Annotated in this window: 25 protein-coding genes; 20 read left to right on the top strand and 5 right to left on the bottom strand. The window is 70.0% G+C overall.

Annotation, left to right across the window (positions count from 1 at the left end):
- The 20 genes from ABZT93_RS27740 to ABZT93_RS27645 form a co-directional block, all read left to right on the top strand.
- The coding region (locus tag ABZT93_RS27740; RefSeq protein ID WP_356109676.1) for a hypothetical protein at window positions 1–538 on the top strand (538 nt) is incomplete at its 5' end.
- A gap of 9 nt (window positions 539–547) precedes the next feature.
- The gene (locus ABZT93_RS27735) at window positions 548–1,333 is read left to right on the top strand and encodes an ATP-binding protein (protein WP_356109674.1); all 786 of its coding nucleotides are present in this window, start codon (window positions 548–550) and stop codon (window positions 1,331–1,333) included.
- On the top strand, window positions 1,330–1,668 hold the full coding sequence (locus tag ABZT93_RS27730; RefSeq protein WP_356109672.1) for a hypothetical protein: 339 nt from the start codon (window positions 1,330–1,332) through the stop codon (window positions 1,666–1,668). Before ABZT93_RS27735 ends, ABZT93_RS27730 begins: the two co-directional genes overlap by 4 nt.
- On the top strand, window positions 1,665–1,967 hold the full coding sequence (locus tag ABZT93_RS27725; protein WP_356109669.1) for a helix-turn-helix domain-containing protein: 303 nt from the start codon (window positions 1,665–1,667) through the stop codon (window positions 1,965–1,967). The genes ABZT93_RS27730 and ABZT93_RS27725 overlap by 4 nt, the downstream gene beginning before the upstream one ends.
- Before the next feature lie 106 nt (window positions 1,968–2,073).
- The gene (locus ABZT93_RS27720) at window positions 2,074–2,811 is read left to right on the top strand and encodes a hypothetical protein (RefSeq protein WP_356109666.1); all 738 of its coding nucleotides are present in this window, start codon (window positions 2,074–2,076) and stop codon (window positions 2,809–2,811) included.
- A complete protein-coding gene (locus ABZT93_RS27715) occupies window positions 2,808–3,761 on the top strand; it encodes a DNA cytosine methyltransferase (protein WP_356109664.1) in 954 nt (317 codons plus the stop codon). The genes ABZT93_RS27720 and ABZT93_RS27715 overlap by 4 nt, the downstream gene beginning before the upstream one ends.
- A 36-nt stretch (window positions 3,762–3,797) precedes the next feature.
- Window positions 3,798–4,190, top strand: a complete 393-nt coding sequence (locus ABZT93_RS27710) for a DUF4326 domain-containing protein (protein WP_356109661.1) — start codon at window positions 3,798–3,800, stop codon at window positions 4,188–4,190.
- A gap of 60 nt (window positions 4,191–4,250) precedes the next feature.
- Window positions 4,251–4,628 carry a hypothetical protein gene (locus ABZT93_RS27705; RefSeq protein WP_356109659.1) on the top strand — a complete coding sequence of 126 codons (378 nt, stop codon included), beginning with the start codon at window positions 4,251–4,253 and terminating at the stop codon, window positions 4,626–4,628.
- 50 nt (window positions 4,629–4,678) lie between these two features.
- On the top strand, window positions 4,679–5,071 hold the full coding sequence (locus tag ABZT93_RS27700) for a hypothetical protein (protein WP_356109656.1): 393 nt from the start codon (window positions 4,679–4,681) through the stop codon (window positions 5,069–5,071).
- A gap of 70 nt (window positions 5,072–5,141) precedes the next feature.
- On the top strand, window positions 5,142–6,233 hold the full coding sequence (locus ABZT93_RS27695) for a hypothetical protein (RefSeq protein ID WP_356109655.1): 1,092 nt from the start codon (window positions 5,142–5,144) through the stop codon (window positions 6,231–6,233).
- Window positions 6,151–6,675 (top strand): HNH endonuclease signature motif containing protein, encoded by a 525-nt coding sequence (locus ABZT93_RS27690; protein WP_356109652.1) that lies wholly within the window; start codon window positions 6,151–6,153, stop codon window positions 6,673–6,675. Before ABZT93_RS27695 ends, ABZT93_RS27690 begins: the two co-directional genes overlap by 83 nt.
- Window positions 6,672–7,295, top strand: a complete 624-nt coding sequence (locus tag ABZT93_RS27685) for a hypothetical protein (protein ID WP_356109650.1) — start codon at window positions 6,672–6,674, stop codon at window positions 7,293–7,295. The genes ABZT93_RS27690 and ABZT93_RS27685 overlap by 4 nt, the downstream gene beginning before the upstream one ends.
- Complete coding sequence (locus tag ABZT93_RS27680) at window positions 7,288–7,500, top strand: hypothetical protein (protein WP_356109647.1); 213 nt, start codon at window positions 7,288–7,290, stop codon at window positions 7,498–7,500. The genes ABZT93_RS27685 and ABZT93_RS27680 overlap by 8 nt, the downstream gene beginning before the upstream one ends.
- Window positions 7,497–7,739, top strand: a complete 243-nt coding sequence (locus ABZT93_RS27675; protein WP_356109645.1) for a hypothetical protein — start codon at window positions 7,497–7,499, stop codon at window positions 7,737–7,739. The genes ABZT93_RS27680 and ABZT93_RS27675 overlap by 4 nt, the downstream gene beginning before the upstream one ends.
- Before the next feature lie 101 nt (window positions 7,740–7,840).
- A complete protein-coding gene (locus tag ABZT93_RS27670; protein ID WP_356109642.1) occupies window positions 7,841–8,149 on the top strand; it encodes a hypothetical protein in 309 nt (102 codons plus the stop codon).
- Window positions 8,150–8,228: 79 nt separating this feature from the next.
- The gene (locus tag ABZT93_RS27665; protein ID WP_356109639.1) at window positions 8,229–8,621 is read left to right on the top strand and encodes a hypothetical protein; all 393 of its coding nucleotides are present in this window, start codon (window positions 8,229–8,231) and stop codon (window positions 8,619–8,621) included.
- A complete protein-coding gene (locus tag ABZT93_RS27660) occupies window positions 8,618–8,881 on the top strand; it encodes a hypothetical protein (RefSeq protein WP_356109637.1) in 264 nt (87 codons plus the stop codon). Before ABZT93_RS27665 ends, ABZT93_RS27660 begins: the two co-directional genes overlap by 4 nt.
- A 51-nt stretch (window positions 8,882–8,932) precedes the next feature.
- The gene (locus ABZT93_RS27655; protein ID WP_356109635.1) at window positions 8,933–9,334 is read left to right on the top strand and encodes a hypothetical protein; all 402 of its coding nucleotides are present in this window, start codon (window positions 8,933–8,935) and stop codon (window positions 9,332–9,334) included.
- 181 nt (window positions 9,335–9,515) lie between these two features.
- Window positions 9,516–9,893 (top strand): hypothetical protein, encoded by a 378-nt coding sequence (locus ABZT93_RS27650; protein ID WP_356109632.1) that lies wholly within the window; start codon window positions 9,516–9,518, stop codon window positions 9,891–9,893.
- Window positions 9,894–10,059: 166 nt separating this feature from the next.
- Window positions 10,060–10,452 carry a DUF6085 family protein gene (locus ABZT93_RS27645; RefSeq protein WP_356109629.1) on the top strand — a complete coding sequence of 131 codons (393 nt, stop codon included), beginning with the start codon at window positions 10,060–10,062 and terminating at the stop codon, window positions 10,450–10,452.
- Between the two features lie 45 nt (window positions 10,453–10,497).
- Here the strand turns inward: ABZT93_RS27645 and ABZT93_RS27640 are convergent, their stop codons facing one another.
- From ABZT93_RS27640 to ABZT93_RS27620, 5 genes are all read right to left on the bottom strand, one after another.
- Window positions 10,498–10,812: a hypothetical protein gene (locus ABZT93_RS27640; protein ID WP_356109627.1), complete on the bottom strand. Its 315-nt coding sequence runs from the start codon at window positions 10,810–10,812 to the stop codon at window positions 10,498–10,500.
- Window positions 10,813–11,192: 380 nt separating this feature from the next.
- Entirely contained in the window at window positions 11,193–11,588 is a 396-nt protein-coding gene (locus tag ABZT93_RS27635; RefSeq protein WP_356109624.1) for an NUDIX domain-containing protein, read from the bottom strand.
- Window positions 11,589–11,882: 294 nt separating this feature from the next.
- Window positions 11,883–12,272: a hypothetical protein gene (locus tag ABZT93_RS27630; RefSeq protein ID WP_356109621.1), complete on the bottom strand. Its 390-nt coding sequence runs from the start codon at window positions 12,270–12,272 to the stop codon at window positions 11,883–11,885.
- 158 nt (window positions 12,273–12,430) lie between these two features.
- Window positions 12,431–12,739 (bottom strand): hypothetical protein, encoded by a 309-nt coding sequence (locus ABZT93_RS27625; protein ID WP_356109619.1) that lies wholly within the window; start codon window positions 12,737–12,739, stop codon window positions 12,431–12,433.
- A gap of 238 nt (window positions 12,740–12,977) precedes the next feature.
- The gene (locus tag ABZT93_RS27620; RefSeq protein WP_356109617.1) at window positions 12,978–13,532 is read right to left on the bottom strand and encodes a hypothetical protein; all 555 of its coding nucleotides are present in this window, start codon (window positions 13,530–13,532) and stop codon (window positions 12,978–12,980) included.
- Window positions 13,533–13,567 lie beyond the last annotated feature (35 nt).

The following is a 13,567-nucleotide window of genomic DNA, read 5'->3' as shown; positions in this document are numbered from 1 at the left end:
AAGACAACACTCCCGCGCTTTTCCGCTCTCTGTTTGCGAGTTTTCGGAATGGTGTTTGTTTTGGTTTGGGGGCGGCGACCCCCCACCCCAGGGGTCCGAAAACGAGACCCCTAGGGGTCCGGAATCCGGACCCCATAAACAACACCACAGGAACCACGTAGAAGAAGAAGCTTCTTCGTCCGCCCTGGCTCGCGAGATCACCGCCGAAGAAAAGCTTGAGTTCGGCCGCTTCTGGCACAACCACCCGAAGAGCAAGAACTACGACCGGACCCTCGAAGCCTGGACCGAGGCCGTCGTCAACGGCGAGGACCCAACCAGGATCAGCACCGCCGCGCTCGCCTATGCCCGCGAGATGGCAGGCCAGGAGTTCCGCTTCATCAAGCAGTCCGACAACTGGATCCGAGAGCGCCGCTACAACGACAAGTTCGCTCCCGCCCCGCAGCCCTCTGGCAGGCCTCAGCTCCGTGCCGTGTCCGGCGGCTGGCAGCCCTTCCAGAACCCCGACGACCAGTCCGTCTACGACGAACCCCTCATCTAAGGAGCCTCGATGACCGACCCCTGGGCCTCGCCCAGCCAGCCGCGCCGAGGAATCGACCTCGCCGCACTCGGTGTCCCGCCCGGCCGCTACGTCCACCCCGACCTCACCGACTTCCTCGTCAAGCACGACGGAGACCGCGACGGCGCAGCCCGGATCGAGGCATGCCTCGCCGGCAAAACCGACCTCGCCAGCCTCCAGCCGGCCGAAGTCCAGTTCATCCGCCAGCACTTCCTGGCCTGCGCCGAGGAGCAGCGGCAGAAGGCCATCGCCTTCTTCGAGAAGAAGGTGCCGCGGCGCTACATCGGCGCCCAGCCCAACCCGGTAGCGAGGGCTTGGGCCCAAGCCGTGACCACCAACTCCGAGGAAACCCGGTCCCTGCTCGTCGTTGGCCCGACCGGTACCGGCAAGACGCACTACGCCTACTCGGTGCTGCGGGCCATCGCCGAAACCGGCTCCCGCGCCAGCTGGGCCGCCCACACGGCCGCCGACTTCTACGCCCAACTGCGGCCCCGTGCCGGCCGGGACAGCGAAGCCACCTTTGAAAGCATCGTCGGCACGGACGTCCTGTTCGTTGACGACCTTGGTGCCGCGAAGCTCACCGAGTGGACCGAAGAGGTCACCTACCGGCTGATCAACAACCGGTACGAGCAGTGCAAGCCGAGCATCTTCACCAGCAACGTGCCCCCCACGCAGCTGCGTGACGTCCTCGGCGAGCGCATCGCCTCCCGCCTCACCGAAATGTGCGAGCGCGTCGCCCTCAAGGGCGACGACCGCCGGAAGGGGATGGCGGCATGATCTCCCCGCTGACCTACGACGACGTCAAGGGCCTCAAAGCCGACGGAGAACTTGGCAAGTTCATCAAGTTCCACATGGGTGAGGCGCAGCGTGCCGCCGCCCACCGCCGCGGCCTCGTCCTGCGCTACCCGGACATCGCGGCCAAGCTTGCCCAGCCGCCGATCGGCTTCTCCACGCCCGACAAGTGGAACGGCTACATCCCGCCCTCCACCGACTGCACCGGGGCCATGAACACCGCCCGCTGCCGGCCTGCACTCCTCGCCCTCGTGGCCGAGGCCGAACGACGCCTGCGTCAGCCGCAGGAGACGGCCGCCGAGCTTGAGGAGGCGGCGTGACCCGCAACTGCCGCATCGACGACTGCACTGAGCCGCCGCGCCTCCGCCGACGGATCTGCAACCGGCACGAGATCCGGATCCGCCGCCACGGCGACCCCAACTTCACCGAGTGGAGCGCCGCCGACGACTCCGATGTCCAGATGCTCATAGCCGAGCAGCGGCCCGCGCAGGGCCTCACGCGCCTCGAAAGGGTCATGGTCGGCCGCGGGCTCAGCGCGCATGGCCTTCCTGCCGCAGAGGTGGCCCGGATCCTCGGCGTCACCGAGCGCACCGTCTACCGCTGGCGGTCTGCCGCATGACCGCCGCGACGGGCCCGACTCCGCCCCCGGACGTGTGCACCTGCGCGAAGTGCGGCGGCAATCCGGCCAGCCGCGCCACCCACCGACCCCAGCAGGGAGAAGCCGCGTGACCGCCGAGCTCACCACCTGGCCCGCCCACACCACCACCCCAACCCCCGTCCCGCTGCCGCATCTCGCCCTGTGCGGGGACTGCGACGACGAGATCCGTATCCGCACGGATGGCCGCCTGTACGCGCACGGCTGCCCCGACGACGGGCGCCTGCCGGTGGTCGCGCTGAAGCCGACGTTTGCCCGCTGGCTGTGGACGCAGTCGAAGCGGCGGGACGACTTCACGAACCGGCTGACCTTGTTCGCGGGCCGGATCTTCCGGCCGTGTACCCGCACGGTCCGCACCCCGCGGGACATGCCGTGGTCGTCGGCGGAGGAGCTGCACGGCCACCTGCACCTGATGCGGCTGGCCCGGTCCGGCGATACCGGCTGCGACTCGACGTGCCGGGCGCTGGCGGAGGCGGGCGAGCACTACGACCGGCTGCTTGCCGCGTACACGCCGCGGCCGTTGGCGCCGGTGCGTAAGCCGGCCCGCCGCAAGCCCGTCGTCCACGTCCGCCACGATCCGACCGGCTGGGTGCTGCCCGACTTCACCGACCTGGCGGACTGCACCAGCAACCACTTCCGCCAGCAGGACGGCCGTCCGCCATGCACCGAAACCGCGGTGTGGCGGGTCGTCGAGGACCACGGCATGCACCTGACCATCGGCTTCTACTGCGACGCCGACCTGCCCGCCGAACACCGACCGGCCGCCCCTGCCTCCGTCCACCACCACCGGCAAGGAGACGCCGCGTGATCCGCCACGGTTTCGCCGGCATCGGCTGGTCCGAAGCGCTCCGCCAGCTCGGCTTGCGGGACGTCGGCTTTGAGCTGGACTGGGCCGCCTGCCGCACCCGGATCGCCGCCGGGCACAGGACGGTCAACTGCGACGTCACCGCGTACCCGACATGGCCGTTCAAGGGCCGCGTCACCGGGTCGATCGACTCGCCGCCGTGCCCGCCGTTCTCCAAGTCCGGCAACGGCAAGGGCGCGCACGATCTGCCGCTGGTGCTGCAGGCGATCGAAGACTTGTCCCGCGGCAAGGACACCCGGTCCGCCCTGGGTGCCGCCTGTCAGGACCCGCGGTCGATTCTCACCGCCGAGCCGATGCGCTGGCACTACGACCTGATGCCGGAGTGGATCTGCCTGGAGCAGGTGCCGTCGGTGCTGCCGGTCTGGGAGCTGTACGCCGGGATCCTGCGCCGGTGGGGCTACAGCGTCGCGACCGGTGTCGTTGATGCGGCCGATCACGGGGCGGGCCAGCGAAGGCCGCGTGCGGTCCTCGCCGCCTCCCGGGTGCGCGACGTGCTTCTGCCCGCACCGACCCATGGGGGGCTCGGCCAGCCGCCGCACGTGGCGATGGCCGATGTCGTCGGCTGGGGCTACACGCAGCGGCCGGCACCGACCGTGACTGGCGGCGGCACCGCGACCGGGGGAGCGGAGCCGTTCGGCAACGGCACCCGGCAGGCGATGAAGCGGGTGATCGGTACTCCGCTGTGGCGGGACCGCACCGGCATCCCGCACCTGCGCCCCACCGTCGAGGAATGCGCCGCGCTGCAGGGTTTCCGCCCGGACCTCGTGTTCCACGGCCGGGCCGGCCAGCGCTACTTGATCGTCGGCAACGCTCTCGCCGTCGCCGTCGCCGTCGCCGTCATCCGCGCCGCAGCCGGAGTCGAGGCGACCGCCCAACTTCCCGCCGCCGCGTGACCACCCCGCCACCCACCCCACCCACCGGAGCACCAAATGACCACACCACAACGCATCCAGCGCAAACGCACCAAAGGCTGGCGCCTCGCAGACCACACCACCAGCCCGCTCGGCGCCGTCTACATCGGCCGACCCACCCGCTTCGGCAACCCGTTCGTACTCGCCCCCGCCGCATCCCGGCGAGGCGGACTCCTGGACATGTGGGCCGTCGAGTACAAGGGCCGCAAGCTCGGCCGCTGGGACACCAGCGCCGCCGCCCGCGCCGAGGCCGCAGACCGTTACGCGCGCTGGATCGGCGAGCCCGAGCAGGCCGACACGCTGCGCCTGTTCCGCGCTCTCCTCGCCGGGCGCGATCTCGCCTGCTGGTGCCCCGAGGGCGAACCGTGCCACGGAGACGTCCTCCTCGACCTGGTCAACCGCCCTGTTTGAGGGCCCGTCCCACCCGTACCCCGCCCACTGCTGACACACCGTCCAACAAGGAGACCGAACATGACGGACACCGCCCGCCTCGAAGCCGCCGCCCGGCGCGCCCTCGACGCCCTCGGCGACCTCATCCTCAACAGCCCCGACCCCGGCACCGAAGCCCTCGGCGCCCAGTACGAACTCCGCCAGACGCTCCTCGGCGTCATCCCGGAGATCCCCACCACCCGCACGTGGACCATCGAGGCGCGCCGCCGGTACGACCGCGGCGATGTCTGGACCCGATGGAGCGCTCCCTACGACGAGCTCAGCGGCGACGCCCACAAGGACTACGCGGAGACCGTCGCCGAGTGGGGCCACAAGCAGGCCTTCCGCATCGTCTGCGCCACCACCACCCACGTGATCGAGGCGCAGCACACACCCGACACCGACGACCCCACCGCCTGACCGCCCGCCCGTCCCGCCGCCCGCACACCACCACCCCGAAAGGCGCACCGATGACCGACCACGACGACCACGTCCAGCACACCTGGCGACTCGCCCACCCCGACGGCGAGGAGATCACCATCGACCTGTGGACCGACAACGACACCGTCCGAGTCGACGGCGGCGACCATGAAGACGCTGAAGGCGGGCAGGCCATGGTCGACCGGCTCCTCGCCACATACACGGCGGCCGGCTGGCGGCGGGTCCGCGACTACGCGGTGAATGACGCTGTGGCGCACGCCGAGCCCGTCCAGGACGACGCTCCGGAGCCGCACGGCCGCCCCGAGAAGTGCCCCGACTGTGGCGCCCCCGTCGTCTACGAGCCGCGCTACGGCAGCGACGTCGGCGAGGGCGCGGCCTGGCTGTGCACGGGCTGCAAGTGGGGCCAGTGGCTCACCGCATGACGCAGGTTGGCCCCGCCGGCGGAATCGGCGGGGCCTGCTCCGACCCTCCCACACCCCACCTGGAGTTCGTATGACCGACCAGACCGACACCGCCGTCGACCGCATCCCTCTCGCCCGATCCGTGCACTACGTCGCCCGAGGTCTGCCCGAGGTGCCGAACCAGTACGGGCCGGGAGTCCTCGCCCCGTCCGAGATCACGCTCACCTACCGCGCCGCCCCGGACAGTCAGCTTGGCCGCGTCCACGCCTACGTTGCCGGGCGGATCTGGGCGGATGGGAAGGAGTTGCCGCTGCTGCCGGGCGGCTTGTACGGCCAGCACTATTTCGACGGGGTGGACGGCTGGCCCGCGTGGCTGGCGGAGGAGGCGCGGCTGCATGACCCGGACGCGCCCGCTGTGGTGCCGCCTGCGGAGTCCGTCCCGTCTCGCCGTGCCGGGCTCCGCGACGAACTCGCCGCCGCCCTGTACGCCCACGACCACCCCGGCTGGTCGATCCCGCTCCGTGAGGCGGACGTCGAGCCCGTATATGTGGCGCGCGCCGCCGTGGTGCTGGCGGTGTTGTACCGGGAGTGGCCGTGGCTCCGCGCCGAAGCCGAAGACAGCGCGGCGCCGTCTGCGGACCTGACCTCCCCGCCCGCTGTCTGGATCGACGGTCACCCGCAGTTGGAGGCGATCGCCGCCGCCGTGTGGGAGCACTGCCGGACCGAGGGCACCAGCCTCGTCGTCGACGACCCCCGCAACATCGCCGTCGCCGCCTACGCAGCACTCGGCATCCCCGAGGACCCGGCCGCCCCCGACCTGACCGCACAGGAGGCCCGCGACCTCGCCGACGAACTCAGCACCGAGCTGTACCGGGCTCAGGATGCGCTGGCGTTCGTCGAGGAATGCTGCGTGATCGCCGACCGGGAGCAGAAGCCGGTGACGACGGTGGATGTCCGGGAGTGGCTGAAGGGGGCGCGCTGCGGACGGCAGTTGGAGGCGGACGCGCGTGACCGGGCGGCGTTGCGCGACCGCATCGCCGAAGCGCTGTACCGCCACAACCACCCCGGCTGGGCTACGCGCTACGCCGACCTCGACCGGGATGAGCGGGACACGTACCTGGGGCGAGCCGACGCGGTGCTTGCGGTACTGCCCGCCTTCGCCCCTGGAGGAGACCGTGGCTAGGCGTTTCACTGCCCAGGACTTCTGGGCCCGCGCCATACCCACCGACCGCATACATGACGGAACCCCGTGCGTTGAGTGGACCGGGTTCAGAGACCGCAAGGGATACGGGCGGTTCGGCACCTACGGCGTCGCACACCGCTGGTCCTTCATGTGGGCCAACGGGCCCGACTCCATTCCCGACGGGGCCGAACTGGATCACCTGTGCCGGAACCGGAGCTGCGTCGCGCCGGCTCACCTCGAACCGGTGTCGCACCACGAGAACGTCTTGCGGGGCACCAGCCCGTCAGCCCTGAACGCCGTCAAGACCCACTGCCCGCAGGGCCATCCATACACACCCGAGAACACCTACGTCCGGCCGAACGGCCATCGGAAGTGCCGGATCTGCAAGCGAGAGGGCGACCGCCAGAGGTCCGCTCGCCTTCGTGAGGGAGTTGCCGCATGATCAACCGCCAGCCTGACCCCCGCGACCGTAGCGCCCGAGCCGTGCTCACCGAAGCCGCCGACCACCTCGACGCCCGCGCCGCCGAGTTCACGGCCGCCGCCCGCAAGGACCCGCTCGCGTTCGTCAAGGGCGGCACGGACGCCCGCTATCGGACTGCCGACTGCTGGAATGCTGCCGGGGCCGAGCTGCGCCGGTTGGCGGCCGAGGCCACCCCGGAACCCGCGACGCACGCGTGCGGCAACTGCGACGGCATCAACCCCGACATCTGCCTCAGCAACCCCGACCGGCCCATTCCCGAGACGCGACAGAGCCCCGACCCGGCGCCCCGCCAGTGGTGCAAGTGCCGTTCCTGCTGGGGCTGGTTCGTCGAAGACCACCCCGGCGAGGACCTCGACGAACTCGGCAAGGACCTGGGCTGGTGGTCGGGACTGCCCGAGCACCGCGACGCACCCGCTGCCGTGCAGGCCCAGCCCGGCGAGACACAGGAGACCGTCCACGGCTGCCCGCCCGACGGCTCCGGCCTCACCCCCTGCTGCGGACGCACACCGTTCGAGCTGCCCCTCACCGACCGCATCAGCAGCGAGGAGCCCGTCACGTGCAAGGGAGCCGACCGTGACTGACCGCGAGTTGAACGCCTGCGGGTTCTCCGTGGAGACGATCGCCGCCGAGTACGAGACCGACGCCGCACTCGCCGAGTGGCCCGACAGTGGCCGGACGTTCCCACCCGCCGGGCACTACTTCCACGCCGCGTTCCGGGCCGAAGACGAGCAGCGCGCCCTCGACTACGCCGCCGCCGCCGCAACCGCGAAGGAGGCGAGGTCGTGATCGCTGACGCCGTCGACACGGTGATCACGCTCGGGTGGGCGTTGTGCGCGTGGATCCTGCTGTGCGCGGCCACGGCGACGCTCGGCCTGTACGCGGTGGTGGTGGCGGTCGCATGGCCGTGCAGGACCGCACGGGAGGCCGTAGCGGGTGCTCTCGCCGCCTCGCGGGCCGTCCACGCCCTCGACGTCCACCGGGATCGGTACCGGCCGTCACAGACGCCATCGTGGGCCGCCGCCTGATCCAGAGCTACACGCCTGTGCCGCGCCCTCGAACCGAGAACGGGCCGCACTCAACCCCCAAAGCCGTCCATCAATTTCCTCTACACCCGGAAGGGCCATCCATGACAGACATCCTCGCTCCCGAAACCGACGCAGCCGAACCCGCCACCGAACGACCCTGGAACGCCATCACCCACTCCTGCGGATCCTGGTGGACCGGACTCGGCCGCGCACACTGCCCCGCCTGCCACAGGACTTTCAGCACCGACAGCGCCGCCGACAAGCACCGCACCGGCCGCCACGGCATAGACCGCCGCTGCGTCGACCCCGTCACCGTCGGGCTCGTCGCCGTGGTCAAGCCCTACGGCACCCTCTGGCAGCACCCCGGCCCCGAGGAAGGACGCGACACCCGCCGCGCCAGCGAGCACTGATCGCCCCGGCGCCGGGTCACCACGACCCGGCGCCCCACCCCGGCCCCTCGTGGGCCCGAACCGACAAGGAAGACGCCGCATGACCCGCAGCAAGAAGACCGGCCGCCGAACCAACGGAGACCCCCGCAAAACCGGCGGCAACATCGCCGGACCCGGCGGACCACACGACCGCAACAGCGTCATCGTCGACGGCACCAACGCCGTCCTCCTCGACAGCACCGACGTCTGCCTCATGGAGACCAGCGGCGGATCCGTCGTCCTCGCGATGCTCCTCGAAGGCCGCATCAACAAGACACCAGAGCGGGCCCGCAACCTCTACCTGATGAACGAGGACGGCGCCGCAGCACTCGTCTCCGAACTCATCGCCGTCGCCCACCGCATCGGCCCAGAGTTCGGCGAACGCCTCATGGCCCGCGTCACCCACCTGCTCGACACCGACGCCTTCACCGGCGAGCAGGGAGACCCGTCATGACGATGACCCGCACCTACACGCGGACCCACGTCTTCGTCGAGTTCGCGAACCCGTACCTCGTCTGCAACCTCTGCCGGAAGCCCGTGCCGAGCTGGCACAACAACGACAAGTGCGGCTGCGACGCGGAATCTTGGAACGAGCCGTGCCAGCACCCCGTGGGCATCACCAGCGTGTGCCCGTCGTGGTCTCCGGTCGACGGCTGCACCTGCCAGGAGGTACTCGGCAGCGTCGACCACGAACCAGCGCCCGCCCGCCCGTAGCCCGTCTGCCCGGGGCGACACCAACCCCGGGCCCACAGGAAGGAACCCGCCGTGACCAACACCCGCACCTACGCCCTCGACGACATCCTCACCGTGACCACCGGTCGCCTCCTCTCCCGCCGCCACATGGACGGCCTCTACGACCTCCTCAACCACATGACCGGCGACAACCTGATGACCCACCAACTCCCGCGCGCCGCCGACGCCTGCACCCCCGCGCTCCTTGAGCAGCACCCCCAGCTCCGTGACGTCGCCCCGCCCGAGGATGCCGACCAGGCGGACCTCCTCGCCTGGATCGACTGGGCAGGCCGCGAGTACGGCACGGAACTACCCGTCGCCTCGCTGGCTGACGAGCAGTGGCAGCACCGCAACCCGATCGAAGAACTCTGCGACATGGTCGGGCCCGAGCGGGTCATCGTCGCACCACTCCCCGACGAAGACGCCCAGCCGTGACCCGCCGCGCGTGGCTACCCCACCCCGCCAACACCATCCGCCCCACACCCTGCCCCACCCGCAAACCCCGCCACACCAGCCGGCACCTCGCCAACCTCGCCCAACTCCCCGGCATGCACCCCGGGCGCGAACCCGTCAAATGCGGCAGCTGCGGCGGATGGCACAACTCCTCGGAGGCCCAGTGACCAATCAACCCACGCCCATGGTCGGCGTCGGCATGCCCGCCGCCCTCCACCTCGACGCGTTCGGCCGAGAAATCGACGCCGCGTTCGGGCACCTCCCGTACCTCGTCGGCACAGCCGCCGTCGGCAAAACCTGGCGGGACGTCGACGTGCGCCTCATCCTCCCCGACGACGAATTCGACCAACTGTTCCCGCCCATCGCCTCGGGCCAGTTCCCCGACGGCTTGTGGAGCCTGCTCTGTGCCGCCCTCTCGGAGCTCGCCCGCCAACGCACCGGACTGCCCGTCGACTTCCAGATCCAGCGCCAGACCTACGCCAACGACCGCTTCCCCGGGGTACGTCACGCCCTCGGCCTCCACGACAGGAACGGCCAATGACCGGCCCATCGAGCACACCCCGAGGCGAACACACCCCCCGCGCCGGCGTCACCTGGGAGCAGCACCTCGTCCGCACCGAGCAGCACGTCGACGACACCGCACCCGACCCGACACCACCCAACCGAGCCACCAGACGAGCCGCCGCACGCGCAGCACGGAGGACCAAATGACCGACCACCACGGCCTCACCGTCCCGCAAGCCGACGCCCTCTGGGACGCCATCGCCATCCCCGGACCCACCGAACCGACCTTCGTCGAACAGCACAACCGGGCCTGCCGTACCGTCGCCCAGCTCCTCGCCGAACGGCCCTACCAGGAGGTGCGAGGCCGCTGCCCCGCCTGCGGATGGACCAGCCTGTTCCTCGGCGACGGCGGACACGTCACCTGCTCCCGCCTCGAATGCCCTGATCCCAGCGCGGCCGACGAACTGCTGCACGCCGAACAACCCGCGCGAACAACCTCGAACAACCCCGCCACCAGCGGCAACGGGCCCAGCGTGCGGGAAGCAGCAGCCGACGACCGCGCCTACTGGGACGGTGGCAAGGCTGGCGAACAGTGAGCACAGCAAAGCCCCCGGCCACTTCGGCCGGGGGCTTTCGTGTGTCTAGAACAATCCCTCGCAGGCGAGGCAGAGTTTCGCCGCAGCCCAGTCCGCCAACTCCCCGCGATACCGTTCCACTCCGGCATGGTTGACCGCGCCGAAGACCATGCCGCCCACCGCGACCAGCAGCCCCAGCAGGACCGCGCCGCTCACCATCACGCCGATCCCGGCCAGCGTCGCCACCAACGCGATCAGCGCCTGCGACGCCACCTCAGCCGGCGGGGCGTACTTCCCTCGCAGTGGCGACTCGGCGGGGAGCGCCTTCCAGAACAGGTCGAGCTTCTGGATATTCGGCGAACTGCATGTCGGGCAGAGCAAGGCCAACACCCCCGGGGCTGCGCGTGATTGGAGACGCGAGTGTCGGCGGAATGCGGGCGTCCAGGAAGCAGGCGGTAGGGGGATGTGGCGCGGGTCACGTCACGCCGAAGCCCCGCCGTGATGGCGGGGCTTCGGGAAGAAGTGGCGCTTTCAACCTCTGGCATCTTGGCTACCCGGTCGCGTTGCCGGACCTCATCCATCGGTGGCAGACCCCTGCACCATCGAGCGCCGCAGCCCCAAGGAGGCTGAGTCGGGGGGTGGGTGCCGTTCTTCCCTGGGTCCCGATCGCGGTCAACAAGGTACGCCCTGCCGGACAAGCCAACTATGGCACACGGCACCGACAGCGCGCAGCATCGGAGCAGGGGGCCTTTCGTGTGTCGTCACTCTGCCAACTGGCTATCCACCCACGCCTGCACCGGCGCGTACAGCCCACCCGGCACCAACCTCGCCAGCCCGGCCCGGTCCACCCACGCCACCTCCGCAACCTCCCGCGGCGACGCCGGATGCGCCTCGCCGGCCAGCAGCGTGCACGCCCAATAGCTCATCGGCCGGGCCGTCGCCGGATGCACCCGCTCACCCAGCAAGCCCGTCGCCTCCACCGTCACCCCCGCCTCCTCCCGGGCCTCACGCACCGCCGTAGCCGACGAATGCTCGCCCCGGTGCACCTTGCCAGCTGGCAGCTGCCAGACCAGGGCGCCCTCCTGGGAGGCGCGGCGGATCAGGAGCAGGCGGTGAGCGTGGACAATCACGGCCGCGGCGACAGGGGAGAGGGGCATCGATCTCCTATCGAGAGAAGCATGAAGGGCCCGGCCTCGGGTTGAGGCTGGGCCCTTCACTACGAGCTGCTCACTGCGTCGGCTGGCCACTACCCGGGCACGTCTCCCGACTCCCCGGCTTCTGATGATGCGCCGCCGGCTGACCCTTCTCCGCACCAACCCAAGCACCACACTGCGAGCACGCCGCCTCAAACCGGCCCGGATCAAACCGTCGACCACGCACGCTGACCATCCCCGACTCCTTCGCTCGACGTACACACCACCGTGCGCCCGCAGCAAGAAAGCCGAAAGGGATCAAATGAGGCGCACAAAAGCACGCTCGCCATTCCGGAACCGCACCGTCAGCCCCCGCGAATCCCTGTCCTCCTGGGCCGACCACACATCCAGCCGCTCAACATCCCTCGGCTCCGACCGGCCCAAAACGCCAGCCAGCCACGCATCCGGAGACGCCGACGCCGGAGCATCCGTCCAAGCCGGCGGCTGACCCTCCACAGGAGCCGTCGGAGTGTCGTGCTTCGACCCATCCGCCAACTGCCCGATCACCTGCCAGCGCAGCTCCTTACCTGCCACCACCGCCGACAGGGCGTAGGGGTAAGGGCCACCATCAGGCACAGCCACCTGCTGCACCTCCGGACTGTTTTTCAGCAGGTCAACGAGGTGATCGCGGAAATCGGCGGGGCGCATTACAAGGTCCTTTCGGGGAGAGCCCGGCCAGTCTACGAGGGCCGAGGCCAGAGGGAAGAGGTAGGGCAGAAGGTGTCGCAGAGGTAGCCAAGAGGACGGCCAAAGCAGCGGCAAAAGGGCCCCGACTAGACCACAGGCGAGGCCCTTGCAGGCACCGGTCAGACCCGGGACAGCGCCAGCGGCTCCGGAACCGGCGCAGCGTCCAGCCCCAAACCGTCCGCCAGCAGCATCCGAGCCGCCGTGTCGCGCTCGAAGGCGCTCCGGCCCGCCGGCATCGACAGGATTCGCCCGCCGTCCCGCCGCTCGACGAACGCGCCGAAAAACGTAGCATCCGTGATGCTCGACTCGACCAGCTCCACGCCGTGCGCAGCCAGCAGATCCGCGAGCGGGACATCGAGGAGATCGGGTGCAGCGGAAGCCGCAGACGTCTTCCGCTGGGGAAGCGCGCAACCGTCGGATACAGTCATGAGCAGACCTACTCTCTTGATCGGGATGGGGTTGAGGCAGCGGACGGCAATCCGCTGTGGAAGAACTGGCCCGGTGTTGACGCACCGGGCCGTTCGCGTTCAGAGGGACGCTGCCACAAACAGCGGGCAGCGCGTCGGTGGGGGCTGCAATTCGCGCGGCGTAGCGGACTCATCCAGCCCCTCCATCCAGCTCCCTGACCAGCGGGAAACTGAGAGTTGGCGGAGCGGATAGGATGCGCTACCCCTCGCGGTAAAGCGCCCACAGGGAAGACCGATAAGCGGAACGGCCGGAAGACTTCGGCGGCGGCAATCGAACGAAGTGTCCGGCGCCCCATTGGGTGTAGGCGTATTGGCGACGGACGAGCTTCTTCATGGCGAAGATGGCGGTGCCCTCGCCGACGCTGACGTGCGCGGCCAGTTTGTGTGGACTCGGGATGCGGTGACCGACCGGCCACCGACCACGATCGATTTCTCCCTGCATCAGCTCCGCCAGGAGGAGCGCCTTGATGCGGTGCTCGGGGGCGAGGGACGGCCAGTCCACCTCGGCGAGCGATATGTCACCGAAGTTGTGGGCCCGGTTGTAGGTCGGCTTCTCAGCCTTGATCGCCCGCAGCTCTGCGGCTAGCGCGGCGTCGAGCGAGTCGTGCCACTCGACGGTGAAGTCCGCGGCTTCCCGGTCCCAGGGGCTGTGGGTGTGCGACTTTCGGCGCTCCTTCACGTTGCAGGTGATCCCGATGTATAGGGGGCGTCCATCGACGTCCAGGTAGCGGTAGAGCGCGGTGCGCTGAGGCATAGGCGGCGTCCTTTCGGGCACGCAGAGCAGTCGCA

The organism is Streptomyces sp. NPDC005303, assembly GCF_040607335.1.
In the GTDB taxonomy this organism is placed as follows: Bacteria; Actinomycetota; Actinomycetes; order Streptomycetales; family Streptomycetaceae; genus Streptomyces.
This window is presented reverse-complemented; position numbering and strand designations above follow the sequence as displayed.

Coding starts and splice junctions, on each gene's coding strand:
- ABZT93_RS27735 (WP_356109674.1), top strand. CDS start 548: ATGACCGACCCCTGGGCCTCGCCCAGCCAGCCGCGCCGAGGAATCGAC.
- ABZT93_RS27730 (WP_356109672.1), top strand. CDS start 1,330: ATGATCTCCCCGCTGACCTACGACGACGTCAAGGGCCTCAAAGCCGAC.
- ABZT93_RS27710 (WP_356109661.1), top strand. CDS start 3,798: ATGACCACACCACAACGCATCCAGCGCAAACGCACCAAAGGCTGGCGC.
- ABZT93_RS27705 (WP_356109659.1), top strand. CDS start 4,251: ATGACGGACACCGCCCGCCTCGAAGCCGCCGCCCGGCGCGCCCTCGAC.
- ABZT93_RS27700 (WP_356109656.1), top strand. CDS start 4,679: ATGACCGACCACGACGACCACGTCCAGCACACCTGGCGACTCGCCCAC.
- ABZT93_RS27695 (WP_356109655.1), top strand. CDS start 5,142: ATGACCGACCAGACCGACACCGCCGTCGACCGCATCCCTCTCGCCCGA.
- ABZT93_RS27690 (WP_356109652.1), top strand. CDS start 6,151: ATGAGCGGGACACGTACCTGGGGCGAGCCGACGCGGTGCTTGCGGTAC.
- ABZT93_RS27685 (WP_356109650.1), top strand. CDS start 6,672: ATGATCAACCGCCAGCCTGACCCCCGCGACCGTAGCGCCCGAGCCGTG.
- ABZT93_RS27670 (WP_356109642.1), top strand. CDS start 7,841: ATGACAGACATCCTCGCTCCCGAAACCGACGCAGCCGAACCCGCCACC.
- ABZT93_RS27665 (WP_356109639.1), top strand. CDS start 8,229: ATGACCCGCAGCAAGAAGACCGGCCGCCGAACCAACGGAGACCCCCGC.
- ABZT93_RS27660 (WP_356109637.1), top strand. CDS start 8,618: ATGACGATGACCCGCACCTACACGCGGACCCACGTCTTCGTCGAGTTC.
- ABZT93_RS27645 (WP_356109629.1), top strand. CDS start 10,060: ATGACCGACCACCACGGCCTCACCGTCCCGCAAGCCGACGCCCTCTGG.
- ABZT93_RS27635 (WP_356109624.1), bottom strand. CDS start 11,588: ATGCCCCTCTCCCCTGTCGCCGCGGCCGTGATTGTCCACGCTCACCGC.
- ABZT93_RS27630 (WP_356109621.1), bottom strand. CDS start 12,272: ATGCGCCCCGCCGATTTCCGCGATCACCTCGTTGACCTGCTGAAAAAC.
- ABZT93_RS27625 (WP_356109619.1), bottom strand. CDS start 12,739: ATGACTGTATCCGACGGTTGCGCGCTTCCCCAGCGGAAGACGTCTGCG.
- ABZT93_RS27620 (WP_356109617.1), bottom strand. CDS start 13,532: ATGCCTCAGCGCACCGCGCTCTACCGCTACCTGGACGTCGATGGACGC.